The 25591-nt window shown below is 66.3% G+C and carries 27 protein-coding genes; 8 read left to right on the top strand and 19 right to left on the bottom strand.

Going from position 1 to position 25591, the window contains the following annotated elements; genetic code table 11:
* Positions 1 to 121 precede the first annotated feature (121 nt).
* From QFZ65_RS06805 to QFZ65_RS06795, 3 genes are read right to left on the bottom strand one after another with little or no spacing between them, the layout of a single operon-like run.
* Positions 122 to 559, bottom strand: coding sequence for a VOC family protein (locus tag QFZ65_RS06805; protein WP_306909237.1), 438 nt, complete (start codon positions 557 to 559; stop codon positions 122 to 124).
* A gap of 10 nt (positions 560 to 569) precedes the next feature.
* Complete coding sequence (locus QFZ65_RS06800) at positions 570 to 1313, bottom strand: hypothetical protein (protein ID WP_306909235.1); 744 nt, start codon at positions 1311 to 1313, stop codon at positions 570 to 572.
* The gene (locus tag QFZ65_RS06795) at positions 1313 to 1810 is read right to left on the bottom strand and encodes a DUF2199 domain-containing protein (RefSeq protein WP_306909233.1); all 498 of its coding nucleotides are present in this window, start codon (positions 1808 to 1810) and stop codon (positions 1313 to 1315) included. Before QFZ65_RS06795 ends, QFZ65_RS06800 begins: the two co-directional genes overlap by 1 nt.
* 266 nt (positions 1811 to 2076) lie before the next feature.
* On the opposite strand from QFZ65_RS06795, the gene QFZ65_RS06790 reads away from it, so the two are divergent.
* Positions 2077 to 2640, top strand: coding sequence for a dihydrofolate reductase family protein (locus tag QFZ65_RS06790; protein ID WP_306909231.1), 564 nt, complete (start codon positions 2077 to 2079; stop codon positions 2638 to 2640).
* Positions 2641 to 2817: 177 nt separating this feature from the next.
* Here QFZ65_RS06790 and QFZ65_RS06785 read toward each other — a convergent pair whose 3' ends face one another.
* Positions 2818 to 3156 carry an SRPBCC family protein gene (locus QFZ65_RS06785; RefSeq protein WP_306909229.1) on the bottom strand — a complete coding sequence of 113 codons (339 nt, stop codon included), beginning with the start codon at positions 3154 to 3156 and terminating at the stop codon, positions 2818 to 2820.
* Between the two features lie 184 nt (positions 3157 to 3340).
* Positions 3341 to 3751 (bottom strand): hypothetical protein, encoded by a 411-nt coding sequence (locus tag QFZ65_RS06780; RefSeq protein WP_306909227.1) that lies wholly within the window; start codon positions 3749 to 3751, stop codon positions 3341 to 3343.
* Between the two features lie 277 nt (positions 3752 to 4028).
* On the opposite strand from QFZ65_RS06780, the gene QFZ65_RS06775 reads away from it, so the two are divergent.
* The 3 genes from QFZ65_RS06775 to QFZ65_RS06765 are packed head-to-tail and all read left to right on the top strand — an operon-like array spanning position 4029 to position 6067.
* Positions 4029 to 4721: a histidine phosphatase family protein gene (locus QFZ65_RS06775; protein WP_306909225.1), complete on the top strand. Its 693-nt coding sequence runs from the start codon at positions 4029 to 4031 to the stop codon at positions 4719 to 4721.
* 24 nt (positions 4722 to 4745) lie between these two features.
* Entirely contained in the window at positions 4746 to 5300 is a 555-nt protein-coding gene (locus QFZ65_RS06770) for a DUF3090 domain-containing protein (protein WP_306909223.1), read from the top strand.
* Complete coding sequence (locus QFZ65_RS06765) at positions 5300 to 6067, top strand: SCO1664 family protein (RefSeq protein WP_306909221.1); 768 nt, start codon at positions 5300 to 5302, stop codon at positions 6065 to 6067. Before QFZ65_RS06770 ends, QFZ65_RS06765 begins: the two co-directional genes overlap by 1 nt.
* Before the next feature lie 357 nt (positions 6068 to 6424).
* On the opposite strand, the gene QFZ65_RS06760 is transcribed toward QFZ65_RS06765, so the two are convergent.
* Positions 6425 to 7900: an aldehyde dehydrogenase family protein gene (locus QFZ65_RS06760; RefSeq protein ID WP_306909219.1), complete on the bottom strand. Its 1476-nt coding sequence runs from the start codon at positions 7898 to 7900 to the stop codon at positions 6425 to 6427.
* 326 nt (positions 7901 to 8226) lie between these two features.
* Positions 8227 to 9312 (bottom strand): redox-regulated ATPase YchF, encoded by a 1086-nt coding sequence (ychF, locus tag QFZ65_RS06755; protein WP_306909217.1) that lies wholly within the window; start codon positions 9310 to 9312, stop codon positions 8227 to 8229.
* 115 nt (positions 9313 to 9427) lie between these two features.
* Between ychF and QFZ65_RS06750 the strand changes: the two genes are divergently transcribed.
* Complete coding sequence (locus tag QFZ65_RS06750; RefSeq protein WP_306909215.1) at positions 9428 to 10648, top strand: DNA recombination protein RmuC; 1221 nt, start codon at positions 9428 to 9430, stop codon at positions 10646 to 10648.
* Here the strand turns inward: QFZ65_RS06750 and QFZ65_RS06745 are convergent.
* Positions 10645 to 11736, bottom strand: coding sequence for a 4-hydroxy-3-methylbut-2-enyl diphosphate reductase (locus tag QFZ65_RS06745; RefSeq protein WP_306909214.1), 1092 nt, complete (start codon positions 11734 to 11736; stop codon positions 10645 to 10647). The genes QFZ65_RS06750 and QFZ65_RS06745 overlap by 4 nt on opposite strands.
* Before the next feature lie 89 nt (positions 11737 to 11825).
* Positions 11826 to 12668: a hypothetical protein gene (locus tag QFZ65_RS06740; RefSeq protein WP_306909212.1), complete on the bottom strand. Its 843-nt coding sequence runs from the start codon at positions 12666 to 12668 to the stop codon at positions 11826 to 11828.
* A 236-nt stretch (positions 12669 to 12904) separates the two neighbouring features.
* Here QFZ65_RS06740 and xseA point away from each other — a divergent pair, with 236 nt between their 5' ends.
* Entirely contained in the window at positions 12905 to 14191 is a 1287-nt protein-coding gene (xseA, locus tag QFZ65_RS06735; RefSeq protein ID WP_306909210.1) for an exodeoxyribonuclease VII large subunit, read from the top strand.
* A 76-nt stretch (positions 14192 to 14267) separates the two neighbouring features.
* A complete protein-coding gene (locus tag QFZ65_RS06730) occupies positions 14268 to 14513 on the top strand; it encodes an exodeoxyribonuclease VII small subunit (RefSeq protein ID WP_306909208.1) in 246 nt (81 codons plus the stop codon).
* 11 nt (positions 14514 to 14524) lie between these two features.
* Here the strand turns inward: QFZ65_RS06730 and QFZ65_RS06725 are convergent, their stop codons facing one another.
* From QFZ65_RS06725 to QFZ65_RS06685, 9 genes are all read right to left on the bottom strand, one after another.
* Positions 14525 to 15379, bottom strand: coding sequence for a polyphosphate kinase 2 family protein (locus QFZ65_RS06725; RefSeq protein ID WP_306909206.1), 855 nt, complete (start codon positions 15377 to 15379; stop codon positions 14525 to 14527).
* Between the two features lie 68 nt (positions 15380 to 15447).
* Entirely contained in the window at positions 15448 to 16668 is a 1221-nt protein-coding gene (locus QFZ65_RS06720; protein WP_306909204.1) for a pyridoxal phosphate-dependent aminotransferase, read from the bottom strand.
* 168 nt (positions 16669 to 16836) lie between these two features.
* On the bottom strand, positions 16837 to 17799 hold the full coding sequence (locus tag QFZ65_RS06715; RefSeq protein ID WP_306909202.1) for an ABC transporter substrate-binding protein: 963 nt from the start codon (positions 17797 to 17799) through the stop codon (positions 16837 to 16839).
* Positions 17796 to 18542, bottom strand: a complete 747-nt coding sequence (locus QFZ65_RS06710) for an ABC transporter permease (RefSeq protein ID WP_306909201.1) — start codon at positions 18540 to 18542, stop codon at positions 17796 to 17798. The genes QFZ65_RS06715 and QFZ65_RS06710 overlap by 4 nt, the downstream gene beginning before the upstream one ends.
* Positions 18539 to 19267 carry an ABC transporter permease gene (locus tag QFZ65_RS06705; protein ID WP_306909200.1) on the bottom strand — a complete coding sequence of 243 codons (729 nt, stop codon included), beginning with the start codon at positions 19265 to 19267 and terminating at the stop codon, positions 18539 to 18541. Before QFZ65_RS06705 ends, QFZ65_RS06710 begins: the two co-directional genes overlap by 4 nt.
* Positions 19267 to 20361, bottom strand: a complete 1095-nt coding sequence (locus QFZ65_RS06700; protein WP_306909199.1) for an ABC transporter ATP-binding protein — start codon at positions 20359 to 20361, stop codon at positions 19267 to 19269. Before QFZ65_RS06700 ends, QFZ65_RS06705 begins: the two co-directional genes overlap by 1 nt.
* Positions 20362 to 20537: 176 nt before the next feature.
* Entirely contained in the window at positions 20538 to 21698 is a 1161-nt protein-coding gene (gene rsgA, locus QFZ65_RS06695; RefSeq protein WP_306912515.1) for a ribosome small subunit-dependent GTPase A, read from the bottom strand.
* A gap of 245 nt (positions 21699 to 21943) precedes the next feature.
* Positions 21944 to 22408: an NUDIX hydrolase gene (locus QFZ65_RS06690; protein ID WP_306909197.1), complete on the bottom strand. Its 465-nt coding sequence runs from the start codon at positions 22406 to 22408 to the stop codon at positions 21944 to 21946.
* A gap of 89 nt (positions 22409 to 22497) precedes the next feature.
* Complete coding sequence (locus QFZ65_RS06685; protein WP_373427565.1) at positions 22498 to 23460, bottom strand: N-acetylglucosamine kinase; 963 nt, start codon at positions 23458 to 23460, stop codon at positions 22498 to 22500.
* A 36-nt stretch (positions 23461 to 23496) separates the two neighbouring features.
* Between QFZ65_RS06685 and QFZ65_RS06680 the strand changes: the two genes are divergently transcribed.
* Positions 23497 to 24549: a nitronate monooxygenase gene (locus QFZ65_RS06680; RefSeq protein WP_306909196.1), complete on the top strand. Its 1053-nt coding sequence runs from the start codon at positions 23497 to 23499 to the stop codon at positions 24547 to 24549.
* 14 nt (positions 24550 to 24563) lie between these two features.
* On the opposite strand, the gene QFZ65_RS06675 is transcribed toward QFZ65_RS06680, so the two are convergent.
* A complete protein-coding gene (locus tag QFZ65_RS06675; RefSeq protein ID WP_306909195.1) occupies positions 24564 to 25547 on the bottom strand; it encodes a LysR family transcriptional regulator in 984 nt (327 codons plus the stop codon).
* Between the last annotated feature and the right edge of the window lie 44 nt (positions 25548 to 25591).

Raw genomic sequence — 25591 nt, 5'->3', positions numbered from 1 at the left:
AGAAATCGCCGCCGGGAACGGAGGTTGAGTCAGGTGTCACCAGCGCACGTGAGCCGGTCCCTTACCGGACGCTCCCCCGGCCCTGGGGCCGGAGAATACGGCCGATTGGGCCTATTCGGCGTCAGTCTTTCTTCAGTTCCTCCGCGAGCATCACGAGGATTCCGCTGGGACCGCGGAGGTACGTGAGTTTGTAGACATCAGCGTAGGTGGCCACGCCGCGTAGCGGAAAGCACCCGTGCTTGGCAGCAACCTCGAGGGCCTCATCGATGTCGTCCACCGAGAAGGCCACGCGGTGCATGCCAATGTCGTTGGGTCGCGTCGGGTTCGTCTCGATCGCCTCGGGATGGATGTATTCGAAGAGCTCAAGCCGACCATGACCGTCCGGGGTCTGGAGCATCGCGATGTTAGCGTGGTTTCCATCAAGTCCAACGGCAGTATCGGTCCACTCGCCGCTGACCGTGTCACGGCCGATGACCGTAAGACCGAGATCGGTGAAAAAGGCGATTGCTGCTTCGATGTCGCGAACAGCGATACCAACATTCTCAAGTTTGATGGCCATGCGTTGAAAGCTACCAAGGCGGAGCTATTAGCTCCAGTGCCGAGGCGCCCGAGCCTTCGTCAGCGGCTCCAGGGCGTTGGCTAATGGCGGACTCTTTGAAGAAGAGCGGCGGGGAAGACCGCGGGGCCCAGAACGCAGTCATCAACCCGACGGTCGCCGCCCCGCCTGCGTAGGTCCAAGGCGAGGACCACGAACCTTCAGGGGTGGGAATCGCCAGGGCCACCACGACTGCGGCCACTGCCAGGAGAACCTCAGCACCAGCCTGCAGCGGCCAGGCTCGGTACTCCGGGTAGGCCAACCGGATCAGGGAAATGATTGGCAACAGGAACAGGCCTAGGCTGAATACCGGGTAGATCACGTTGAACGTGAAGATCACCAGGCCCAGCACCAGCAGCCCCAGGAACTTCAGCACCTGGCTCGGCCTGATGGGGCCCTCCGGCGTCCACCAGTTCAGCAGCAGTCCCCACGCTGGTAGCCCGAGCAGCCAGCCGCCGGCCCAATACCCCAGGTTTAGCAATGCAAGGGGCGCGAGCAGGGCACCGGGCAGCAGGAACGCGACGGCCTGGCGCAGCGACGGCGGCTTTCCGGCCGGCCCGAAGATGCACGCCCCGATCAGCAGGTACGCCGCAACGTAACCGGGCACCAGCTGGATCACCGACTCCCAATGCAGGCCAAAGAGCAGGAGCGTCAGGGCGAGGACCATGACGCATACCGCAGCTAACGGCCAGGGACGGCGGGCGGGCCGCCGGGTCATCACGGCATCGAATGAAGGATGTCGTGCGGCCATTCCCTGGTCAGCACGTCGTTCAGTTCCTCATTCGAACTGGACACGCAGTAAGGCGTTTGCTCCGCATTGAGCACGGCCAGGTTCACCGGAACGGCTAAGAAACCCCAGGGCTTGATCTTGTTAGCCAGGTAGCCTGTGAGTTTCAGGTCGGCATACTCAGGCGCGTTCCAAACCCTACAGGCATGCTGCAGGTCATCCGGATGGATGGCAATCCAAACCCCAAACCGGAACTCGTGCCCGCCCTGCAACCTGACCGGCAGCAGTGAGCGGACGACCGGGCTAATGTCTGGGATCTGCATGAGCGTGGCGGTGGTCGGGTCCGGGTCGCTCAGCCAGCTGCCTTCAGCACGCTGCTGCTCGGGGCTGTTCAGAACAGGGTCCGGGAGACGGAACCGGACATCCCTGTCATGCGCCGCCAGAGTCCCCCCGCACATCCCGCACTTGCGCTTCTTGCTGAAAACCATGTGCCCCCCAAGCCGGTGTTCTTCAACGAGAGTCTACGTGGGCCCGGCGCCTCAGGCCTGACCATGCCGGGTCAAGGCTGTGGCGGGGAGGAATCCGCTTGCCGATTCTTTACCGGGCCGCTCAGTTAAAACGCGGACCAAAGGCTATCGCATCCAGATCATGGGCAGTTACGGTGGCTCCATGAGGGACAGAATGCTACCGATCATATGCGGGTCGACGGAGTTCTATGACGCCCTCGACCACTACGAGACGGGAGGCTGGCGCCGTGCGGAAACTGATCTACGGCATGAACCTGACCCTGGACGGCTACATCGCCGCGGCCGGCGATGACATTGGCTGGAGCGGGCCGAGCGACGAACTGTTCCAGTGGTGGCTCGACCAGGAGACGCTTAGCAGCCTGACGCTGTACGGCCGCAAGCTCTGGGAGACCATGAGTTCTTACTGGCCGACAGGCGACCAGCAGCCCAACGCCACCGCGGCGGAGATCGAGTTCGCTCGGAACTGGCGGGACACGCCGAAGGTGGTGTTCTCCTCGACGATTGACAAGGTCGACTGGAACTCCCGCGTGGTCACCGGCGACGCGGTCGCCGAGATCACCCGGCTCAAGGCCGAGGACGGCGGCTCGATGAGCATCGGCGGCGCAACGCTCGCCGGGGCGGCCATGCGGGCCGGTCTGATCGACGAATACATGCTGGCCACCCATCCGGTCTTGGTGGGCGGCGGCACTCCGTTCTTCACCGCTGTGGACAGCTGGGTGAACCTGAATCTGGTGGAGACGCGGACGTTTCCCGGCGGCGTGGTCCTGACCCGGTACGAGACGAGGCGCTGAGGGCCGGATCCTCCCCGCTGTCACGGGTTAACCTCTGCTTCATACCTGACCGGATCTGGATTTCGTCGACCTAGGCCCGCTCTGCCAGCCGCTTAATCGTGACGATCGCCTCCGACCACATGCCGCGCATGTCGTCGGCCCGCTCCTCGGGCACCTCGAGTTCGACGACGGGAGTCGTCACCCCGCCGGTCTCTCGGAACGAGTAGTTCTCGTGCAGCCCGACGGCGGGCCCTTCGCGGTGCTCGACGTCATTCTCGACATCACCGAGATAGCTGATCGACACGAACTCGTGGGACGATTCTCGACGACGGTGCCCAAGAGACCGCTCGCCGTGCCGACGTCGTTCGGGCCGAGGAAGCGGATCTCATCGCCCACGTTCCAGCCGCCTTCGTAGGTCGATCCCTCGTGGAAGGCGCCCGTCCATTCGCGGTAGGTGTCAAGGTCGAGCATGACGTTCCAGACGTGCTGCGCGGGAGCGTCGACGTCGACGTCGACGCTGAATCGGAGATTCTCCATGCGCGATTGTAGAACCGAGTCGCCCTGGCGGAGCAAGACCGCCTAGTGTCCGGCCAACACCTTGGGCTCAAAGCGGCCGATTGGTACGGATGGCGGGCTGGCCTTTTCCGGGACTGTCTCACCTATTACTAGGCACGCCGCTACCGGCTGCACGCTCCCGCGAAACTTCTAAGCCCGCAGGGTATCAGGCCATAGGAAACACGTTAAAGACGTCCTCCTTGCGCTTCACGCCCCAGCGACGCACTGACCCGTCTGCTTTCTTAACAGCTAGGGACCGTTGCACCTTCAAGATGTCCACGTCTTTTGGGTAGTCCTCTTGGGTGTGTGCGGCAAACTCTTCAGCGAAGCGTTGGTTGATGAGGGGTGCAAGCTCTTTCTGCTTCCGCCATCCGTAAATGGAAAATGCCAAGAACAGCACGAATGGGATTAGCGCAAGACTCAACCACGGGAGGTCCGGAACGCCCGGGGCCCCGAATAGGTCGACGCCCCACAGGATCCAGAACACCAGGAAGAAAGCTCTGGCCAAGGTGCCGGCCGTTCTGGTTTTCTTTGCCTCGGGAAATGGAACTGTGAAAGCGGCACTGCTGTCATCCATAAGGCACTCCCGTATCGCTATAAGACTCTGGCAGAGACTAACGCGACTAGGGTCGGAACGCAGCACACTTTGCCCGCCGATGAGCTTGGTGTCACGGGACATCGGCGCTATTGAGAGCTGGACCCGGGCACGTGCAATGAAGACTGATGGCCCTGTCGCATTCAGGGTTTTGACGGGAATCTCCGGATCACGGTCGCAGTCTTTCCGCGGACGGCGGATTCGACGCGCGACCCTGTACGGTTCCCATCGCCATCGACCGGGTGGTTAGGCTGGGTGAATGGCGACAGTTATTCTCGTGCGGCACGGCCGCACCACAGCCAATGCCACTGGACTGCTGGCCGGGCGGGCCGTCGGCGTCAGCCTGGACCAGATCGGGCGGGACCAGGCGGCTCTGACCGGAGAGCGGCTCGCGCCCGTGCCCCTAGTCGGAGTGGTGTCGAGCCCTCTTGAGCGTTGTCAACAGACCGCCCAGCTCATCCTCGATCGCCAGGCTGGCGCGCCGTACGCGCCGGTCGATCTCGATCTCACCGAGTGCGATTACGGCCAGTGGCAGGGCCGCACGCTCAGTGATCTCACAACCGAGGAATTGTGGCCGGTTGTGCAGTCGCAACCGTCCGCGGTCGTCTTTCCCGGTGGTGAATCCATGGCCGCGATGCAGGCTCGGTCAGTGGCAGCGATTCGACGCCACGACGCAGCCTTCGAAGCCGAGTACGGGCCAGGGGCCGTATGGGTGGCGGTGAGTCACGGTGACATCATCAAGTCAATCCTCGCCGACGCGCTCGGTATGCACCTTGACCTGTTCCAGCGCATCAACGTGGGCCCCGCCTCCGTATCAATCGTGCGCTACGGCGCTAGTCGGCCGAGCGTCTACGCGACCAACACCGACGCGGGAGATCTGTCGTGGCTGTCGAACGGCATCCACTCTGGCGATGCGCCGGTGGGCGGCGGTGCAGGGCAAAAGGCGCCATGAACCTCATGTGCCTAAAATGCTCTTATGCCTACACGTGTTCATGAATTTGCCTGGCCTGACCGGGTCGTCGTCGGCACCATCGGGCTTCCGGGCGCGCGCACGTTCTACCTGCAGGTGCGCGCAGGAAAGCAGATCGTGAGTATCGCCCTGGAGAAGCAGCAGTCGGCTCTACTCGCGGACAAGATCGACGAAATTCTCGACCAGCTCATCACCGTCGAGGGCAACCCCTTCAGCGTTCCCACGAGCACTCCCATTGAACTTGTCGACAATGACCAGCTCGAGGCCGTCCAGGAGCAGTTTCGAACCGGCGCCATAAGCCTGGGTTGGGACCCGACAACGGCGCAGATCGTCATAGAGGCCTATCCGGTCACTGATGTCGAACCTGACGACGACGACGTATCGCGTGATGAGGACGACACGGAAGTGCCCGAGATGCTGCTAGTGCGGATGCCGGTTGGCACCGCCCGCGCGTTCGCCAAGCGCACCCGCGAGATCGTGGGCGCTGGGCGTCCGACGTGCCCGCTCTGCGGTTACCCCATAGACGCCGACGGGCACACCTGTACCCTTCCCGAGGTCTGATGCCGGCGCCCGACCTGATGACTGCCGAGCTGACGCTCACCGGGCGCATCACGACGGCGTCGAATGCCACCTTTCTGGGCAGCATCGGCGACACCACAGTCGTTTATAAACCGATAGCCGGGGAAAAACCCCTGTGGGACTTTCCCGACGGCTTCCTTGCCCACCGGGAGGTCGCCGCCTACCTGGTTTCTGAGGTCCTCGGCTGGAACGTGGTGCCCCGCACCTGGCTCCGCGATGGCCCTTTAGGCAAAGGAATGGTGCAACTGTGGCAGGAGACTGACCCCGGCCAGAACGCGGTGGATCTCGTAGGGGCGGCCGACGTACCGGAGAGCGGTTGGAAACACGTCCTAGAGGGTCAGGATGAGAACGGGCGGACAGTCGCCCTCATACACGAGGACACGCCAGAGCTCAGACGCATGGCGGTGTTCGACGTCATCGTCAACAACGCCGACCGCAAAGGCGACCACATTCTGCCCATGACTGACGGACACCGGCACGGTGTCGACCATGGGCTCACCTTTCACCGTGACCATAAGCTGCGCACTGTGCTGTGGGGATGGCTGGGAGACGCCCTAAGCGCCGAGGAACGCGACGGCATAGATCGTGTCAGAGAAGGACTGCACGGTTCACTGGGCCGAAACCTGGCGGACTTGCTTAGCGCCGAAGAAATCGCATCGCTCGCCGCGCGGTGCGCCCGGTTGCGCTTGGCAGGGCGATTTCCGGCTCCCAGTGGTGAGATGCCAGCGGTACCCTGGCCGCTGTTCTGAAGACGTTACGGCTACTGGCTTCGGTCCGTGTCCCGCGGCATCATTTCGACTTAGCAACCGGTCCCAAAAGCGCGATAGCCGCTAAGAACACGTGTTCTTAGCGGCTATCGCAAAACGTCTCAGGAGGTCAGGAGCTAGACGTTAAACCTAAACTCCACCACGTTCAGCATCTGAATCACCTCTGGCATGCACTGGCCGTCGACAGAGTGTAGGACGAACCCGCACTCCTGCCTGGGCAGCGGATTCTCAGCCCGGTCCATGCCCTATTAGTGCCGTCGCTCCGGAAGGACAAAGCCTGCCCCCCGGACCACGTGTCCGGGCGGACAACTTTTCTCTGTTGGGCTGGTGATTGTGTCTTCAGAGTCGCTTGACGCCGATGGTGTGGGCGGTGGTGAACTCTTCAATGGCCCATTCGCCGTTGAAGCGGCCCAGCCCGGAGTTGCGTTCGCCGCCGAAGGCCACGTGGGCCTCGTCCTGGACGGTCATCTCGTTGATGAAGGTCATCCCGGCCTTGACCCGCTGGGCGAAGCGCACGCCGCGGTCCAGGTTCTGGGTGAACACCGCGGACGAGAGCCCGTAGACGTGGTCGTTGGCCAGGGCCAGCGCGTGCTCCTCGTCCTTGGCCCGCAAGATCGCGACCATGGGGCCGAAAATCTCCTCGCGGGCGATCTCCATGTCCGGAGTGACGTCGGCGAACACGTGCGGCGGCACCACGCGGCCATCGATCTGGCCACCGGCGACCACACGCGCCCCGGCCTCCTCGGCCTCGGCGATCTTGGCCTTCAGGCCCTCCAGCTGCGAGTCATTGATCACCGGACCGACCAGCGTTTCCTCCATGGACGGGTCACCGAACGGCACGGATTTCGCAGCTCCGGAGAACTTCTGCACGAACTCGTCGTAGACCGGTGCCTGGACTATGATCCGGTTCACGGACATGCAGATCTGGCCCGAGTGCAGGAAGGTGCCCGGCACGGCCTGGGCGACTGCCGCGTCGACGTCGGCGTCGTCCAGCACCACCAGCGGGGCGTTGCCGCCCAGCTCCAAGGCCACCTTCTTCAGGTGCTCCCCACCGACGGCGACCTTGCCGACGTTCTGCCCCACCGGCGTCGACCCGGTGAAGGAGATCAGCCGCGGAACCGGATGCGCCACGAACTCGTCCCCGATCTCGGAGCCGGCGCCCACCACCACGGACAGCACCCCTGCCGGGAGTCCGGCCTCTTCGAAGATCCGGGCGATCAGCAGTCCGCCGGTCACCGGGGTGTCTGAGGCAGGCTTGATCACGACGGCGTTGCCCAGGGCCAGGGCGGGGGCAACCGAGCGCTGGGACAGGTGCAGCGGGAAGTTCCACGGGCTGATCACACCGACCACGCCGACGGGCTTACGGTAGACCCGCATTTCCCTGTCCGGGGTGTTCGAGGGGTGGATGGTGCCGTGCACCCGGGTCGGGAAGGAGGCGGACTCGGTGGTGATGCCGGCAGCGAGGGAGACCTCGACATTGGCCTTGATGACGGTGGAGCCGGACTCCTTCACCAGCCAGGACACGATCTCCTCGCGGCGCTCCTCGAGGATCTCCCCGGCGCGGCGAATGATCTTCGCCCGCTCGGACGGGGACGTCGCGGCCCAGTCGGGCTGGGCGGTCTCAGCCGCGCGATAGGCCTCATCCAGGTCCTCGACGGAGGCCTGGCGGATCTCGGCCACCACGGAATCATCGAACGGGTTGGTGTCCGTATTCACCTTCTCCGAGCGTCCGGCCCGCCACTGGCCGGCGATGAACTGCAGGTTTACTGGCTGGCCGGCGAAGGTAGCGGTGGATTCCAGGGTGGTCGTCGTCATGAGTGGAGCTCCTCATCTGCTGGGCCGAGCCTGGCTGGTCCGGGGCTCGGCGGGGTCGATCTGTGGTTCTAGGGTAGTCGGTGGCCGCGCGACACAAAGGAATCGCGCCGGCCAGGATCCGCGTGGTGAGGCCGCCCCGCCCTGTGAACTACTCCCCGAGAAGTTGGACGGAGAAATTTGTCCTGCCTCTCGGAAAGAAGTCTCATGCCTTGTGCTGCAAAATGTCGGCGGCATCAATGAGGCTGGGCGGGCGGCCAGAAAGGCGGATAGCCGCTAGGAACAAGTGTTCGTAGCGGCTATCGCAGAGATCGCAGGGAGCTCAGGAACTAGACGTTAAACCTAAACTCAACCACGTCGCCGTCGGCCATGACGTATTCCTTGCCTTCGATCCGGACCTTGCCGCGGGCTTTGGCCTCTGCCATGGAGCCTGCTTCGATGAGGTCATCGAAGGAAACCACCTCCGCCTTGATGAAGCCGCGCTGGAAATCGGAGTGGATGACGCCGGCAGCCTGCGGGGCGGTGTCCCCCTGGTGGATGGTCCAGGCGCGGGTTTCCTTCGGTCCTGCCGTGAGGTAGGTCTGGAGTCCCAGGGTGTGGAAGCCGACGCGTGCCAGCTGGTCGAGGCCGGATTCGTCCTGCCCGTTCATTTCCAGCATCTCGCGGGCTTCCTCCTCGTCCAGTTCGACGAGGTCGGACTCGAGCTTGGCGTCAAGGAAGACGGCGTCCGCCGGGGCAACCAGGGCCCGCAGTTCCTCCTGCTTTTCGGGGCTGCCCAGAACGCCCTCATCGGCGTTGAAGACATAGATGAAGGGCTTGGCGGTCAGGAGGCCGAGCTCCTTGAGGTGCTCCATCTCCAGCTTGTCGCTCTTGATCGAGGAGAAGATGGTGTCCCCGCGCTCGAGCACCGCCTGCGCCGCCTTGATGGCGGCCAGCTCGGCAGCGTCGCGTTTTTTGATTTTGACTTCTTTTTCGATCCGCGGAATGGCGTTTTCGATCGTCTGGAGGTCGGCCAGGATCAGCTCCGTGTTGATGGTCTCCATGTCCGAGCGGGGATCGACCTTGCCGTCGACGTGGATGACGTCGGGATCATCGAACACGCGGACAACCTGGGCGATTGCCTGGGCTTCACGGATGTTCGCGAGGAACTTGTTGCCCAGGCCTTCACCCTCCGACGCACCTTTTACGATCCCCGCGATGTCCACGAAGGAGACGGGGGCGGGCAGCAGCCGGGCCGAACCGAAGATGCCGGCGAGCTTTTCCAGCCTGGGGTCGGGCAGGTTCACGACGCCGACGTTGGGCTCGATCGTGGCGAACGGGTAGTTCGCTGCGAGCACCTGGTTGCGGGTCAGTGCGTTGAAAAGAGTTGATTTGCCGACGTTGGGCAGTCCGACGATGCCAATAGTAAGAGCCACGAGCATACATTCTACCCGCTGCGGCCAGGGCGACCTCGCGCAGTCCCCTTGCCGCCCGGCAGGCACACCGTGCGTCGGAGCCAAAACTGTCGCAGGGGCGTGCCAAGGTGAAGCTATGGACGCTTTTGCACTGATTCTCGCCCTGCTCATGTTGCTCGTGGGTGCCGTTGCCGGCGCCGCTGCCGGGTATGTCTTCCTCCGCCGCCGTTACCGGGCAGTGGAACAGGACTTCGACGGCGTCTCGGCCAGGCTCTCCGAGGTCAACGCCCAGCTTGCGGCCGCCGACGCCGAGCGGCGGCTTCTCGCCGCGCAGAACCGGGAGCTCGGGGAATCCAGGACACAGGACGGGAGTGTTCTGCGGGCGCTGGCCCCGGTGGCGGAGAAGCTCACAGCGGTCCAGCAGCAGGTTTCCCTCCTGGAGCGGGACCGCCTGGAACAGTACGGCCAGCTGGCCCAGCAGCTGCAGGAAGCGCGGCTCTCCGACGAGCAGTTGCTGCGCTCCACGCATGCCCTGGAATCGGCGTTGAGGTCCAACAGCGCCCGCGGACAGTGGGGTGAGGTGCAGTTGCGCCGGGTCGTGGAAGCGGCCGGGATGCTGCGGCACGTCGACTTCCACGAACAGCTGCACAGCGCTGGCACGGACAGCAGCGTCCGGCCTGACCTCGTCGTGCAGCTCCCCGGAGCCAAGCAGCTGGTGGTGGATGCGAAGGTTCCGCTGGGCTCCTACCTGGAAGCCCAGGAGCTCGGCGCTGCCGGGCAGCGCAGTCCCCAGCATGGCCCCCAGGGACAGCAGGCGCTGCTCGCGGCCCACGCCAAGGCGCTCAAGGCGCACGTGGACGCTCTGAGCAACAAAAAGTACTGGGATATCCCGGGTAATTCCCCCGAGCTGGTGGTGTGCTTCCTGCCCGCGGAATCCATCCTCGCTGCTGCCCTCTCGGCGGACCCGGCCCTGCTGGACTACGCCTTGTCCAAGAACGTGGTGCTGGCCTCGCCGGGGACCCTGCTGGCGGTCCTGAAATCGGTCGCCTTCACCTGGCGCCAGGATGTGCTGACGGACAGCGCCCGGGAGCTCTTCGAACTCGCCCGCCAGCTGTATGAGCGGATGGGGACGCTGGGCGAAAACGTCACCAAGCTGGGGACTTCGCTGAAGACGTCGGTGGACCGTTACAACTCAATGGTCGGCACGCTGGAGGCCCGCGTTCTCCCGACGGCCAGGAAGCTTAACGCCCTGGACACCGCCGGGCTGACTTCTCCGGCGTCAGTCGAGGCCACGCCGCGCTCGGTGGCGGCGCCGGAACTGCAGTCAGGGAACGACGCCGCGGAGACCGCCGCCTAGGAGTTCCTGGCCTGGCGTGCCCCGCGGCCACCGAGGGCGCGGGTCACGTCGCCGGCCTGCTTGAGGGTGGCCCGAAGCTCCTTGGGCAGGGAGAAGAGCAGGTCTTCCTCGGCCGTGACGACTTCCTCCACCGAGCCGTAGCCGTAGTCGGCCAGCAGCCGCAGCACGTCCTTAACCAGGACTTCCGGTACGGATGCCCCCGAGGTCACGCCCACCGTGGCGACGCCCTCGAACCAGGCCTCGTCCACCTCGTTGGCAAAGTCGACGCGGTAGGAGGCCTTCGCGCCGTATTCCAGCGCCACCTCTACAAGGCGGACGGAATTCGAGGAGTTGGCGGACCCGACCACGATGACGAGGTCGGCCTGGGGCGAGATCTTCTTGATGGCCACCTGGCGGTTGGTGGTCGCATAGCAGATGTCATCGCTGGGCGGATCCTGCAGGGTGGGGAACCGTTCCTTCAGGAGCCTCACGGTTTCCATGGTCTCGTCGACGCTGAGGGTGGTCTGGGACAGCCAGATGACCTTTTCCGGGTCCCGGACCGTGACCTTGTCGACCTCATGCGGGCCGTTGATGATCTGGATGTGCTCGGGGGCCTCACCGGCGGTGCCCTCGACTTCCTCGTGGCCGTCGTGGCCGATCAGCAGAATGTCGAAGTCGTCCTTGGCGAAGCGGACTGCTTCCCTGTGCACTTTGGTCACGAGCGGGCAGGTCGCGTCGATGGTCCGCAGGCCGCGGTCTTCGGCGGACTGCACGACGGCGGGTGAGACCCCGTGGGCGGAGAAGATCACCAGGGCACCCTCAGGGACCTCGTCGGTTTCGTCGACGAAGATGGCACCCTTTTCTTCCAGGGAGCTGACCACGTGCACGTTGTGCACGATCTGCTTGCGGACGTAGACGGGCGGCCCGTAGTGCTCGAGGGCTTTTTCCACCGCGATGACGGCACGGTCCACACCTGCGCAGTAACCGCGCGGCGCCGCCAGCAGCACCCTCTTCGTCCCGGAGACGGGGGCCGCCGCCAGGACTTCTTCCGGCGTGCGACGCCGGCGGGGAACGGTTGGCATCGGAATGGAAACAGCGGTGGAAGTCATCCCTCAATCTTACCGGTGCTGGCTGCCCCAACGTTTCCGTCCGGACCGTGATACCTGCCTCGCTGAACCCGGTTTAGCCCCGGTCCACATCAGGACCGGCGGCGCCCGCCGACGGCTCGCAGCACGATCCCGGCCAGCAGCAGCACCGCCCCGGCCACCATGGCGGCCAGGATCCACTGGCCGAAGCCCGCAGTGGAGGCCGCGACAAATTCATGCTTGAAGATGTCTGCCATGGCGTTGCCACTGGACGACCCATCCACTGCGCCGCCAACGGCGTCGGCCGCCAGCTTCCAGACCGCGGCGAGGACCAGCGCCCCTGCACCAGCGCCCGCCAGTACGGTCCACCGGCGCCGCGCGGCCACCAGGGCCAGAACGAAAGCGATGGCCGAGCCGACCGCGACCGCGGAGCCCATGGGAGCGTAGGCGGTGACCCGTTCGACGAGCTGGCGCTGGCTGGGCTGGCCGACGGGAATCAGGACCTGCTCGGGGCTCTCCAAGGGGAGGCTGGTGACCTCGGCCAGGCGCTTCGCCACCAGCCCGACGAGCGGCGCAACGTCCAGGGCAAGGGAGCTGACCCCGTTCATCTCCGCGGGCAAGGTGTTCGGATCGCTGAAACTGAGCCGGTGGCTCTTGCGGAGGGTTTCCGTCCAGGCTTCGGAATAACCGGGCAGTCCGCTGAGTGACTGGGCCGCATCCTCGAGGATGGGACGTACGATTTCGACGACCGGTCCGGGGATCTGATCCGAGCTGAAGCTGTTCACGGCGGCGGCGGCCAGCCGCTGCTGGAACGCGGGGTCTTTGCCCAGCGGTGCGGTCAGCGCAACAAAGCCGTCTTCCTGGACGATGTTCCGGTCCGCCCACATGGCCGGGACGGCGACGGCGGCCATCACAAGCCCGATGAGTACTGCCACGGCCGAGACGAAAGTGCGCAAGAGAAAGTCCTAGCGGATTGTTGGGGGGACGGTGCCATCCTACGGGGGCGGTCGCCGCGAGGGACAAAGCCAGCAATATCGTCGGACCCGCGTGGTAGAGCTATGGATAGAGTTGAACCGGACAAAAGCCGCCAGCTTTAATCCCAGCACGCTCTAAAGCCAGCTCGTTACGAGGCCAGCACCGCAAAGGACCAGCACGCAAATGTATACGGCAAGCCCCGCTACGGGACACCCGCATGTCTGAAGAGCGCACGGCGGCCTCGACGCTTCCGGCCACGGCTGCGGAGACCAGCCCGGATAATCCCTGGCCGTTGCAGCTGCTGTCCCAGAAACTGAAGATGCACATTGACCGCGCGCCGTCCGCGTGGGTGGAAGGCCAGGTCATCGAGCTGAACCGGCGCGGCACCAACGCGTATCTGACGCTGCGCGATGTCAACGCAGAGATCTCGCTTCCGGCATCTGTCTGGACAAACGTGCTGGACCGTCAGGTGTCTCCGCTGGAACGCGGCTCCCGGGTGGTGGCCCTCATCAAAGCCGAGTTCTGGCTGAAGACGGGCCGCCTGAACATGTCGGTAAAGGACATCCGGCCTGTGGGGCTCGGAGACCTGCTCGCCCGGATCGAGCGGCTGCGGCACGCCCTGGCGGCGGAGGGCCTGTTCTCCGACGCGCGCAAGAAGCGCCTGCCGATGCTTCCCCACCGGATCGGATTGATCACCGGCCGGGACTCGGACGCCAAAAAGGACGTCCTTCGTAACGCTGCCCTGCGCTGGCCGGCCGTCGAGTTCGAAATCCGCGAAGTGGCCGTCCAGGGCAATACCGCCGTCTCCCAGATGGTCAGTGCCCTGCGCGAACTGGACGGCCGCCCGGATGTTGACGTCATCGTCATCGCCCGCGGCGGCGGGTCCCTGGAGGACCTGCTTCCGTTCAGCAGCGAGCAGCTGATCCGCGCGGTGGCGGACGCGGTGACGCCTGTCGTAAGTGCGATCGGCCACGAAGCCGACCGCCCGATCCTCGACGATGTGGCGGACCTCCGCGCATCGACTCCCACCGACGCCGCGAAGCGGATCGTGCCGGACGTGGCCGAAGAATTCGCCCGGGTGCGGCAGGCCCGGGAACAACTCCGGCGCAGCGCCACCCGGCTGGTGGAGCGCGAAACGGACCGGCTGTCCTCGCTGCGCTCGCGTCCAGTGCTCGCGTCGCCCGAGGCCATGGTCGCCACCCGGCACGACGACGTCGAACGGCTCAAGAGCCGCTCACACTCGGCCATCACGTCAGCGGTGGTGAGGGCCGCCGACCAGCTGGTCCACCTCAAAGCCCAGGTGCTGGCGCTGTCCCCGCAGAAAACCCTGGACCGCGGTTATGCCGTCGTTCAGCTCGACGACGGCCAGACCGCGCCCGGGACCCGGCATGAAGTGGTCCGGCACCCCTCGCAGGCTCCCGCCGGCATCGGGTTGACGGTGCGTGTTGCCGGCGGCAAGTTCACGGCACAGTCCACCGGGGGCCACGTGCCCGCCGACGGCTGACCCCCGTAGCCCGCACTTCACCCGGACCGGACTAAGACCCGGAAACCATCGACTTCGACGAAACAAGGAGCACCACATGGCAGCGGAAACCACCCCCGGCACGAGCGGCCCGTACGCCGACATCGACAGCCTGAGCTACGAGGACGCACGCGAACAGCTGGTCGGTGTGGTCAGCCGGCTGGAGGCGGGAGGGGCGAGCCTGGAGGAATCACTCGCACTGTGGGAGCGGGGTGAGGCGCTGGCCCAGCGCTGCGAAGAATGGCTGGAGGGCGCCCGGAAGCGTCTGGCCGCAGCGCGGGACCAGGCCGGCCAGGGCAGGTAGCCGGCTGCGGCTCAGGACCGTTCGACCAGGTCCCGTTCCAGGGCGACGTCAAGCTCCGGGACCGGCCACTTGAGGTGCAGTCCCTCTAAGGCGTCCAGCAGCAGCTGCTGGACGGCGATCCGGGCGTACCACTTCTTGTTGGCCGGTACGACGTGCCAGGGTGCGGCGTCGGTGTGGGTCTTCTCGATGGCCTTTTGGTAGGCATCCATGTAGTCGTCCCAGAAGGCCCGTTCCTTCACGTCGTTGCTGCTGTACTTCCAGAGCTTGGTGGGGTCGTCCAGCCGGGCCAGCAGCCGTTCCTTCTGTTCGTCGCGGCTGATGTTGAGCATGACCTTGACGATCTTGGTCCCGGCGCCCGTCTGCCGGGCCTCGAATTCGTTAATGGCGGCGTACCGGCGTTCGAGTTCCTCGGGGCTGGCCCAGCGGTGCACCCGGTGGATCAGGACGTCCTCGTAGTGGGACCGGTCGAACACGCCGACCATCCCGGCGGCCGGAACAGCCTTCTCGATCCGCCAGAGGAAGTCGTAGGATTTTTCCTCCGGCGTGGGTGACTTGAAGGATTTCAGCTGGACTCCCTGGGGGTTCATCGTCCCCATGACGTGGTTGACGATGCCTCCCTTGCCGGCGGTGTCCATCGCCTGCAGGATCAGCAGGATCCGCTTGGTCCCGCCGAAGCGTGACTCCGCGAACAGCGTCTCCTGCAGCGTGGTCAGCCTGCCGTCGAGGTGCGCAAGGAGCGCCTCGCCGTCGGACTTGCCGCCGGGAAATCCGGGCGTGGCATCCGGGTCGGAGTCCTTGAGCCGGAACCCCTTTCCGGCGAGCAGCATTTCCGAGGGGAGTTTCTCGAAGGTCACAACGTCTGTCATGGAAAGCCTCTTCTGTCCGGGCAGCCTGTGCGCGGGAAGGTCATCCCCGCTGCGCTGCTGCCCTCAGGCTAGTTCCCCTGGTACCGGCTCAGGAAGTCCGCCATGCGGTTGATGGCCTCTTCCAGGTCCTTGACGTTCGGCAGGGTCACCATCCGGAAGTGGTCCGGCCGGACCCAGTTGAAGGCCCGCCCGTGGGAGAGAAGGATTTTCTGCTGGCGGAGCAGGTCCAGGACGAACTTCTCGTCGTCGCGGATGTGGTAGACCTCGGGATCCAGGCGCGGGAAGAGGTACATCGCCCCGCGGGCCTGCTGGGTGCTGACGCCCGGGATCGCGTTGAGCATGTCGTAGGCCTTGTTCCGCTGTTCCAGCAGCCGGCCGCCGGGGAGAATCAGGTCGTTGATGCTCTGGTAGCCGCCGAGGGCGGTCTGGATGGCGTGCTGCGCGGGCACGTTGGCGCACAGGCGCATGTTGGCCAGCAGGTTGATGCCTTCGAGATAGTCGGCGGCCTCCTTCTTCGGGCCGGAGATGGCCATCCAGCCCGCCCGGTAGCCGCAGACCCGGTAGGCCTTGCTCAGCCCGCTGAAGGTCAGGCACAGGACGTCATCGTCGGTGATGCTGGCCATGTTCACGTGCACCGCGTCCTCGTAGAGGATTTTCTCGTAGATCTCGTCGGCGAAGATGATCAGGCCGTGCTTTTCGGCCAGGGCAACGATCTTCTTGAGCGTCTCTTCCGGATACACCGCACCGGTGGGGTTGTTGGGGTTGATCACCACGATGCCCTTGGTCCGGGGGGTGATCTTCGCTTCCAGGTCCTCGAGGTCCGGTTGCCACCCGGAGTCCTCGTCGCAGAGGTAGTGCACCGGCCGGCCGCTGGCCAGCGCCACCGAAGCGGTCCACAGCGGGTAGTCGGGGGTGGGGATGAGGACCTCGTCGCCGTCGTCCAGCAGCGCCATGAGCGACATGGTGATCAGCTCGCTGACGCCGTTGCCCAGGTAGATGTCGTCGACGTGGATGTTCTGGATCCCGCGCGTCTGGTAGTACTGCGAGACGGCGGTGCGGGCGGAGAAGATGCCGCGGGAATCGCTGTAGCCCTGGGCGTGCGGCAGGTGGCGGATCATGTCCACCAGGATGGCGTCCGGCGCTTCAAACCCGAACGGGGCCGGGTTTCCGATGTTCAGTTTGAGGATCCGGTGACCCTCCGCCTCCATCTGCTGGGCGGCCTGAAGGATCGGTCCACGGATGTCGTAAAGGACATTATGAAGCTTGGTGGACTGCTTGAATTCTGCCATTTACCAAATATGCCATATCGGGGATGTACTTCCCGTGAGACTTGCCTCACAGCCCGCGCCCGCTCCGGCACCCCGTACCCGGCAACCACGGGAGAAGGCCGCCGCACCCAAGGAACCTGCGGGGTGCGGCGGCCGCCGTCGTACATCAGGAAGGGAAGGCCGGAGGCCTTACTTCACCAGGCCCTTGTCCTTGAGCCACGCGGCTGCGGCATCCTTGGGGTCCTGCTTCTGGCTGCCGCTCACGGCGCGGTTGAGGTTGATCAGGTCCTCGGTGGTGAGGACGTTGGACACCGCGTTCAGGGCTGTTTTGGCCGCATCGGTCATCTTGGACTTGTTGTACAGCGGCAGGACCTGCTGGGCGATGAAGTTGTTCTTCGGGTCCTCCAGCACCACCAGGTCATTGTCGGCGATCGACGGCGTGGTGGTGTAGATGTCGGCCACCTGGACCTGGTCCGAGAGCAGGGCCTTGAGCGTGACGGCACCGCCGCCGTCGCTGAACGGCTCAAGCTTCTTGGGCGTGCAGTTGTAGTTCTTTTGCAGACCGGGCAGGCCGTACGCCCGCTCGGCGAAGGTTGCCGGGGCGCCCACCACGATCTCGCTGCAGACCTTCGCAAGGTCCTCAATGGACTTCAGCTGATACTTCTCGGCTGTGGCCTTTGTGACCACCATGGCGTCCTTGTCCTCGGCCTTGGCGGCATTCAGCACGCCCAGGCTCTCGGGCAGCTTGCCCGGCAGCGCCTTGTAAATGTCCTCGGCCGAGACCTCGGTGGCATCCTTGCTGACGTGCAGCAGGAGATTTCCGCTGTAGTCGGGGATCACGTCCACGGATCCATCCTGCACGGCCTTGAAGTAGACCTCGCGGGATCCGATGTTCGGCTTCGTGCTCGCCGTGACACCCGCACCGTTCAGCGCACCGGCGTAGACCTCGGCAATGATCTGGCTCTCCGGGAAGTCAGCGGAACCGATGACGAGGTTTCCGCCGGCGGCGGACGTCGCCCCGCCTGTCGCGGGTGCGGTGGACAGCGGATTGGACGAGCCCCCGCAGGCGGACAGGGCCATGGCCAGGCCGACGCCGGCGGCCAGGCCGCCGAATGCGCGCCTGCCGAGTGCCCGTTGGCGGATTTCCTTCATGACGTACCTCCTTGAACAACAGTCTCCGCGGTTACGGGGTCTGTGAGATCAACCGCAGCCAGCTGGCTCCGGTTCGGCTGTGAGCGGGCTCCCCGGAACAGGAAGAGCCGCTGGAACAGGGCAAGGCCGAGGTCGACGGCGATCGCGAGCCCCGCAATGAGGAGGGAGCCGCCGAGCATCTGGGGGAAATCGGACAGCACCAGGCCGTCGAACAGGTACCGCCCGAGCCCGCCCAGGTTGATGTAGGCAACCACGGAGACGGTGGCGACCACCTGCAGCACGCCGGTGCGGAACCCTCCGAACATCACCGGCAGCGCGTTCGGGAACTCCGCCCGGAAAAGGACCTGGAGTTCGGTCATGCCCATGGCCCGGGCGGCGTCCACGACGTTGCGGTCCACGCTGGAGATCCCGGCATAGGTCCCGGCCAGTAGCGGCGGCACCGTCAGGATCACCAGTGCCCAGATCGGCGGCATGAGGCCGATGCCGGCCAGCAGCACGAACAGCGTCAGGAGGCCGAGGGTGGGGAGGGCCCGGAGTGCGCCGGCAAGCGCGACGATGGCCACCCGCCCGCGGCCGGTGTGCCCCACAAAGAGTCCGACCGGGACAGCGATGGCGGTGGCAATCAGCATGACGAGGCCGGTGTACTGCAGGTGCTCCGCCAGCCGTGCGGGAATCCCGGCGCTGCCGGTCCAATGCTCCGGCTCGGCAAGCCAGGCAAAGGTGTCCGTGACGACGTTGCTCACGCGGAACCACCTCCGGCCTTCGCGTCGGAGAGCATCAGCGCTGCCGAGGTGCCGGTCCTGCCCACGCCGTGGTCCTGGCTTGCGCCGCGAGGTGCTGCGCGAGTCCAAGGGGTCAGCAGCCGCTCCAGCAGCACCAACGCGGCATCCATCACCAACGCCAGGACCAGAATGGCGATGATTCCGACAATGACCTCGGTGACAAAATCGCGCTGCAGCCCGGAGGTGAACAACATGCCGAGGTTCCCGATGCCAAGCAACGCTGCGACGCTGACGAGCGAGATGTTGCTGACCGATACGACGCGGAGCCCCGCGAAGAGCACGGGCAGGGATAGCGGGAGGTCGATCTGGAGGAAGCGGGCGGCCGGCTTGAAGCCCATGGCGACGGCGGCCTGGCGGAGGTCTTCGTCCACCGAATCAAAGGCGTCCAGGGCGGCACGGACGAGCAGGGCGACCGCATAGATGGTCAGGGCCACCACAACGTTGAGCGGATCCAGGATTCTCGTCCCGATCACGGTGGGCAGGATGATGAAAAGCGCCAGCGAGGGGATGGTGTAGAGCAGCGAGGACGCCGTCACCACGACGGAGCGCAGGGCGCGGTTCTGCCGGGCGAACTGTGCCAGCGGAACGGCGATCAGCAGTCCAAAGATCATCGGCAGCACGGCCAGCACCAGGTGCTGCGCGGCGAGGCCGTACACCCGCCCGCTGTTAGCCAGGAACCATTCCATCAGAGGACGCCCTGACGGACCCGGCGGTCCGATTCGATGACCGCCAGCACCTCGTCGCCCTTGATCACTCCGGCCACGCGGCCGTCGCTACCCACGGCCACGCCCAGCCCGGAGGGAGAGGAGAGCGCGGCGTCCAATGCCCGGCGGAGCGTGTCGCCCTTCCGGAAAAGCGATCCACCGGGGACCATCGCGCTGCTTTGCCCGGGGCCGGCCCAGCCGAGGGGACGCATCGCGTCGTCCACCACCAGCTGCCAGTCGTCCAGGGAACTGCCCTCGTGCTGAAGGTCGGCGGCGGTGACGGTCCGGACGGGGTGGATGGTGACGCCGTCGGAGGGGCTGAATCCAAGGTGCCGGAAGCCGCGGTCCCGGCCGACGAACGAGGCGACAAAATCACTTGCCGGGGCCCGAAGGATCTCCTCAGGCGTGGCGTACTGGGCAAGTTTTCCGCCGATGCCGAAGACGGCCACCTTGTCCCCCAGCACGGTGGCCTCGTCAATGTCGTGGGTGACGAAGACAATGGTCTTGGCGAGGTCGCGCTGGAGCCGGAGGAGTTCCTGCTGGAGTTCATCACGTACCACGGGGTCGACGGCACTGAACGGTTCGTCCATGAGGAGCACGGGAGGGTCGGCCGCCAGTGCCTGGGCCACGCCCACACGCTGCTGCTGGCCCCCGGAAAGCTGCGAGGGGTAGCGCTTGCCCAGCGCCGGGGCCAACCCGACGACGTCGAGCAGCTCCTCGGCGCGCTGCCGGGCCTCGGCCTTGGACACGCCGTTGAGCCGGGGAACCGTCGCGATGTTCTCAAGCACGGAACGGTGCGGCATCAGGCCGGAGGACTGCATGACGTAGCCCATGGACCGCCGCAGCTTTGCCGCCGGCACCGACGTGACGTCTTCCCCGCCGACCGTGATGGTCCCCGACGTTGGCTCGACCATGCGGTTGATCATGCGCAGCGACGTGGTCTTTCCGCAGCCCGATGGTCCGACAAATACAGTGATGGTGCCCTTGTCAATGGACATGGTCAGCTCATCCACCGCAGGCTGTCCGCTCTGGTACTGCTTGGTGACGCTCTGGAACTCGATCATGGCTTCGGCCATTTCCGGGCTTACCTAACTGTTGGCGGCAACATCGGACGGTCCAGCCAACTGATCATATGCTTGCAATTTTTTGGCTGTAAAGCGGGTAAGACCCACCCTATCCAGCGCAGCTGACAAAGCCGGAGAATTCCGTTCCGGAAGAGCCGGCCCGCCGAAGCTGCCCGAAGGCTTCGGAGTCATGCCTGTTTTGGATGGGGCCCCTTGCCTTTCCGGCCTTCGGCCTTCTCGTGCCGTTGCCGTTCGGCGGCACGGTGGCTCTGGCCGGCCGCCGCGATCCTCTGGTGCCACTCCCGTTGATATGCGCGGCGCGCCGCAGCGTCGTGCCGCCTCGCCAGCGCCGACAGTTCGCGCTGGAGTTTCCGGTAGCTGGCCCACCTGCGGTCCTCAAGGGACCCGTCCGCGAGCGCGGCCTGTACGGCGCAGCCGGGCTCCCGGTCATGGGCGCAGTCGGAAAAGCGGCACTGCCCGAACAGTTCCTCCAGGTCGCCGAACATCTCCTCCATGCCGTCGTCGGCGTCGAACAGCCCGAAGCCGCGCACTCCGGGGGTGTCCATCAGCACTGCACCGCCCGGCAGCGGAACGAGTTCCCGCGCCGTCGTGGTGTGCCGGCCTTTGCCGTCGCCGGCCCGGACTTCCCCGGTTTGCTGCGCCTCGAAACCGACGAGGGCGTTGATGAGCGTGGACTTCCCCGCTCCGGACGGTCCCAGCAGCACGAGGGTCCCCCCGGGAGGCAGCTGGGCCAGGAGCTCGTCGAGGCCGTCGCCATGTTCGGCCGAGGTGGTCACCACCTCGACGCTGGCTGCCTGCCGCCCCACCTGGCAGACGACGTCGTCCGCGACGTCCGCGAGGTCGGCTTTGGTGATGATCACCAGCGGCCTGGCACCGGAGTCCCACGCCGCTACCAGGGTGCGTTCCAGCCGGTTGTGGGTCAGGGGCCGGTCCACCGGGACGACGACGCCCACGACGTCCAGGTTCGCACCGAGCACCTGGGACCCGGAGGAGTCCTCGAAGGCACGCTTGCGGCTCAGCTCCGAGTGGCGCGGCAGCACTGCGACGATGGCGTGCTCCCCCGCTCCGTTGTCGCCGAGCCAGACCCAGTCCCCGGTGGCTGGCACCATGGCGTCACGGGGGTAGGGCAGATGGTCTGTGCCGTCAGCGACGGCGACAAGGACGCGGTTCCGGTCCACCCGGACCACCCGGCCGGGGACGGTTCCGCCCGGCAGGGGATGCGCCGCGAACCGTTCCGCGGCGGCGGGGGTGTAGCCGTAGCGGACAGGACCCGGTGGAAGGCCGGTGGTCGGCTGGGCGCCGGTGGCGTCCGGTTGCGGGGAGAACAGTTGTGCAGACGATAAATGTGCAGATGATGAACTCAACGGAAACCCTTTGATGGGCCCCGGTGCACGTGCCGCGCGCTGGGGGTTCCACGGGAACCGGCAGCTGTAGGGCTACTAGGTGCTCAAAGCCGGGGCAGGAATAATGACGTGGCTTCTTGCGCGCGTGGCGCGCTGTTCAATGGCACCCATCATCTCCACCTCCCCGCTCTGTTTAACGGTCCTAGGATATCCTCGCCGCCGCGGCGCGGCTAGGGCAGCCGGTCGGCAAGTTTGCCGTTCAGCGGCCTTTCCCGGTAAAGACGAAGCGCGACGTCCACCAGCGAGACCTTGTTCAGGCCCCCGAGCTCCGTCAGCGGGATCCAGGCCGCATGCGTGGTGGTCCCGTTCACCTCATGCCGCAGCTCCCCGCCGGTGGTCCGCGCCTCGTAGACAAGCCGAAGCGACTGGAAGTCCCGTTCCCCGCCGTCGATCCGGATCTCCGCGGGCCAGTGTCCGACGTCGACCCCCAGCATCGCGCCGATCTCGGCATGGTACCCGGTCTCCTCATAGATCTCCCGGCGGCATCCGTCCACGGGATGCTCGGCCAGATCCAGACCGCCGCCGGGCAGGGTCCAGCCTTCTTTGCCGCCCTGTTTCCAGTACGCCAGCAGAATGGCATCATCGCGCACAATGACCGCGTAGGCGGCCGGACGGGTATCGAAATTCAAGCTCATCCTTCCAGCGTAGTGTCGTAGCGCGGACATCCCGGACCACGGACATCGCCGGAGCGCGGTGTCCCGGCGGCGTCAGGCCGATCCGGCTCTCAGCCGTTCTCGGCGACCAGCCGGGGCACACCGAACACCGGATCCTGGTCCAGGACCCGGACGTCAGTGATACCCGCGGCGGCCAGGGCCGCACGGAACGATTCCTGCAGCCGCGGCACGTTCATGCCCAGTCCGCTCCCCAGGATCACGGGCCCGTCGATGCCGAGCTGCCGCAGCGTCTGTTCGGCGAGCTGTGCCAGGTCGCGGCCGGCCTGGTCCACCAGCTCACGGCTCTCCGCGTGGCCCGCGTCGGCTGCCTCGACCACGAGCCGGGCCTGTTGCGCCCAGTAGCGCCGGCCGGTGGCAGCGGAGTGGAACAGCGCGATCAGCTTGTTCGGGTGGTCCACCCCGCAGGAGGCCAGCAGTGCGGTGGTGAGTTCGTCCGGTTGCAGACCCTGGTTCATCCGGCGCAGGCTGTGGCGGACCGCCTCGCGGCCCAGCCAGTAGCCGCTGCCCTCGTCGCCCAGCAGGTAGCCCCAGCCGCCGGCCCGGGCCTCCTCGCCCCGGCCGTTTTTGCCCCAGGCCGCCGAGCCCGTGCCGCCGATCACGGCGACGCCGGTGCTGGCGCCGCCCGCGGCGAGCAGGAGCCGGGAATCGTGGACCACGGTGATCCGGGCGCCCGGCACGTGCGGCGCTATCAGCGCCGCGAGCGCGGCGGCATCGTCGTCGGTGTCGATTCCGCCGGCCCCCGCGTACACCTGGGCCACGGCCCCGCCGCCGATCCGGGAGAAGAGCTCTTCCAGGTTGCGTGCCGCTTCCTCGCGGCTGACATTCTGGACGTTCGAGCTGCCCACGGATTCGTCCGCCACAACGGCGCCGTCTTCGAACCGGACGCCGCGGGTCTTGGTGCCGCCGATATCCAGGCCGATCACGGTTCCGGCGGTCGCCGCCGTGCCGGAAGCCGGGGAGCCCGATGGGGAGGAAGCAGAGTCCGCCGCGGGCGGGATGTCAGTATTAGTCACCAGACCAGCCTACTTAATGGACCCCGGGAGCAAGCCATGCCGCACGCACTCTTCGATACCCTCGTCCTCGCCGCCCCGATGGCGGGTGGAACCTCAACACCGTCCTTCGTGCAGGCCGTCCACGCGGCGGGCGGCCTGGGCTTCCTCGCCGCAGGCTACAAGAGCGTTGAAGCGATGCAGGCGGAGATCCGCACCGTCCGGGCCGCGGGGGTGCGGTTCGGGATGAATGTCTTTGTCCCGGACCCGGTGCAGCTTCATCCGTCACCGGCGCAGGTAGTGGAGCTAGAGGAGTACCGCGCGCGCCTCCAGGTGGATGCTGCCCGATACGGCACGGAACTTCCGCCGCTCCGGCTCGACGACGATGACGCCTGGCAGGGCAAGATCGACGTGCTCCTGGCGGACCCGGTGGAGCTGGTCAGCTTTACCTTCGGCCTCCCGGGCGCGGAGGTCGTGCGCGCACTCCAGCAGGCAGGTTCGGCAGTCCTGGCCACCGTGACCACCAAGGATGAGGCAGAAGCTGCCGCGGAGCAGGGCGTCGACGCGCTGGTGCTCCAGCACGCGAGCGCCGGGGCCCACAGCGGGGCCTTCCAGCCCGGTGCCGGCACCAGGGCCGGTGGACAGGAGGCCGGCCGGCCGGGCACGACGGCGGAGCTGGTCGCCCTGGTGCGCTCCGCCGTCGACCTTCCCCTGGTTGCCGCCGGCGGTGTGATGGACCGCGCCGGGCTGGACGCCGTGCTCGCAGCCGGCGCGGAAGCCGCCCAGCTGGGCACAGCGCTGCTGCGCTCGGACGAAAGCGGCGCCCGCCAGTTGCACAAGGATGCCCTTGCCAGCCCGCGCTACACCGAGACGCGGCTCACGTCCGCCTTCACCGGTCGGAAGGCCAGGGCGCTGGTGAACGAGTTTGTCCGTGACCACACCGATGCCCCCGAGGTGTATCCGGCCGTCCATCACCTCACAGCGCCGCTGCGCGCCGCCGCGGCAGCCGCCGGAGACCAGGAGCGGCTGAACCTCTGGGCCGGCATCGGGTGGCGGCAGGCACAGGCGGGACCGGTCGCGGGCATCCTGGCAGGGGTGCTCCGCAACGCCTGACGCCGCTCAACTTTTCAGGTCCTCGAGCGTTCCCGCACGAAACCGGACAGCAACGCCGGCCCGTCGCTGAGCACGAGCTCCCGGAACAGCCGCACGGGATCCGGTTCCGCGCCCGCGCCCCCGCCGCTCTCCCGCCACGCCAATCCGATCTCCCGGAAAGCCAGCGGGGAATCCAGTGCGATCTCCACCCAGCCAAGCCCGGTGGTGTCCGCAGACGGGTTCCGGCCGGGGGCAGCTCCGCCCGGCGGCAGGATGCTCACGCCCAGGCCCGCCGAGACGAGCCCACGGGCGGTATGGGTGTCCTGGCTCTCGAAGGCGATCCGGGGCCGGAATCCTGCCTCGCGGAACAGCGCATCGGTCAGGGAGCGCATGCCGTATCCCGGCCCCATGGCCACGAAGGGCTCCTGCCGGATCTCCTTGATTCCCGCACTGCGGCGCGTGGCCAGCCGGTGCCGGTGATGCACCACGAGGCGCAGCGGTTCGCGGTACAGCGCGGCGGAGGCGATCGTCCGGCTGGGCGGAGCGACCGGGGCGGTCAGGGCCACATCGGCATCACCCGCGGCCAGTTCGGCCAGGCAGCCGTCCCGGGAACCCTGGCTGAGCTCGAACGCGGTCTGCGGGTGCCGGGCGCGGAAGGCGCTGATCAGCAGGGGCAGCATTGCCTCGCCGAAGGTGTGCTGGAAGGTCACGGCGATCCGCCCGCGCACCACCTCGGACTGGTGGCGGACCAGGTCAAGCCCGGCCTGGAACTCGGCCAGTGCAGCCTCGATGTGCGGCATGAGCGCTTTCGCGGCAGGCGTCAGCCGTACCCCGCGGCCGTCACGGACCAGCAGGTCGGTTCCGACAAGGGCGCTGGCCCGCGCGATCCCCCGGCTCCCCGTCGACTGCGGCAACCCCAGCAGCTCGGCGGCCCCGGTGACGTGCTGGGTGCGGCCCAGTTCCGCCAGCAGGGGCAGCAGCGGGAGCAGCTGCACGAGCTGTTTGTGCTCCAGATCCATGTCCATCTCCAGTGCGTGCCTTCTGGTTTTGCTATGGATTCTAT

The sequence above is a fragment of the Arthrobacter sp. B3I9 genome (genome assembly GCF_030816935.1).
Lineage (GTDB): Bacteria > Actinomycetota > Actinomycetes > Actinomycetales > Micrococcaceae > Arthrobacter.
The sequence above is the reverse complement of the archived record's forward strand: the minus strand, read 5'-3'. Positions and strand labels throughout refer to the sequence as shown.